This window comes from Falsiroseomonas oryziterrae (assembly GCF_021864505.1).
Taxonomy (GTDB): domain Bacteria; phylum Pseudomonadota; class Alphaproteobacteria; order Acetobacterales; family Acetobacteraceae; genus Falsiroseomonas; species Falsiroseomonas oryziterrae.
In genome coordinates this window covers 1-1887 of sequence record NZ_JAKJIB010000513.1, presented here as the reverse complement: position 1 = coordinate 1887, position 1887 = coordinate 1, and the positions used below count along the sequence as shown (strand labels likewise).

General features: G+C 71.6%; 1 protein-coding gene. It reads left to right on the top strand.

Annotated elements, in window-relative coordinates:
* Window positions 1-131: 131 nt before the first annotated feature.
* Window positions 132-1887: ABC transporter ATP-binding protein/permease (locus tag L2I40_RS22605; protein ID WP_237217591.1), on the top strand; the 1756-nt coding region annotated here is incomplete at its 3' end.

Here is a 1887-nt window from a genome sequence, read left to right as displayed (position 1 = left end):
GAGGGTCGCGGCGTCGCCGTCGAAGGGTCGCGCGCCGTGGCGGCCGAGAGGATCGGGGAGAACCCGGAGGCGCTGCGCGACGTGCCGCCGCCGGCGGAGCCGCGCTCGCCCGCCGACACGCGCCGGCGCTGATGAGCGGGACGCCCGCGGAGGCGCCGGCGCGCCGCGGCTTCTTCCGGCAGTTCTGGCGCATCGTCCGCGGCTACTACACCTCGCCCGGCGACCGGCGGCGCGCCTGGCTGCTGACGGCGGCGGTGGTGTTCTTCACCGTGCTGCAGATCGCGGTGCAGGTGCGCTTCAACCTCTGGAACCGCGACTTCTTCAACGCGCTCGAGAACCGCGACCGCGTCGCCTTCTACGGCCAGCTCTGGACGCTGCTGCTGCTGGTGCTGGGCGCGATGGGGACGGCGGTGGCGGCGCTCTGGGCGAAGCAGATGCTCTCGCTCGACTGGCGCCGCTGGCTCGTGCAGGACCTGCAGGCGCGCTGGCTGCGCGGCGGGCTGCACTACCAGCTCAACTTCATGCCCGACGCGGCGGACAACCCCGACCAGCGCATCAGCGAGAACACGCGCTGGGCGACGGCGATGGCGGTGGACCTGCTGATCGGCCTGCTCGGCTCGATCCTGACGCTGGTCTCCTTCCTCGGCATCCTCTGGACGCTGTCGGGGCCGCTGAACGTGGCGCTCGGCGCCTACGAGTTCGACGTGCCCGGCTACATGGTCTGGGCGGCGCTGCTCTATGCGTTGGTCGGCAGCGTCATCACGATGATCCTCGGCGCGCCGATGGTGGGCATCAACATCCGCCGCAACGAGGCCGAGGGCGACCACCGCTTCGCACTGATCCGCATGCGCGAGAACAGCGAGGGCATCGCGCTGATCCGCGGCGAGCCGGACGAGGATCGCGGCCTGCGCGCCGCCTTCGCCCGCGTGGTCGCGGTGATGAAGGACCTCTACGGGCGCGAGCGGGCGTTGATGTACCTGACCTCCGCCTACGGGATGATCGCCGGCGTGGTGCCGATCATCGTGGCGAGCCCGCGCTACTTCGCGGGCGCGATCACGCTCGGCGTGCTCATGCAGATCACCCAGGCCTTCCTCGAGGTGACGCGCAGCCTGAACTGGTTCGTGGACAAGTTCCCCCTGCTGGCCGACTGGCGCAGCCACATCGAGCGCGTCGCGGCGCTGGAGGACACCTTCGAGACGGCCGAGGAGCTGGAGGCCGACCAGACGATCGACCTGGTCGTCGGGCCCACCGAGGACGGGCGGGAGGTCCTGGCCTTCCGCAATCTGCAGGTCGGCCATGCCGACGGCAACGTCGTGATCCAGGACGCCAACGCGGAGATCGAGGCGGGCGAGAAGGTGCTGATCGTCGGCGAGAGCGGCACCGGCAAATCGACGCTGTTCCGGGCGGTCGCGGGGCTGTGGCCCTGGGGGTCCGGCGAGATCCGCACCCCGCCGCGGGAGAAAATGTTCTTCATGCCGCAGCGGCCCTACATGCCGATCGGCTCGCTCCGCGCCGCGCTCGCCTATCCGGCCGCCGCGAAGCGCTTCCCCGACGCCGCCATGGCGGCCGCGCTGGAGCGCTGCGAGCTGGCGCACCTGGTCCCCCGCCTCGACGATGAGGAGCGCTGGGACCGCGTGCTCTCGCTTGGCGAGCAGCAGCGGCTGGCCTTCGCCCGCCTGCTGCTGCACCGGCCGCGCTGGGTTTTCCTGGACGAGGCGACGGCCGCGCTCGATGAGGAGAACCAGGACAGCATGATGCGGCTGTTCCGCGAGGAGCTGGCCGACAGCGCGCTGGTCTCGATCGGCCACCGCCCGGGGCTCGATGCCTATCACGACCGCACCCTGCACCTGGCACGCGCGCCGGACGGGGCGCGGCTCGAGGTGCGCC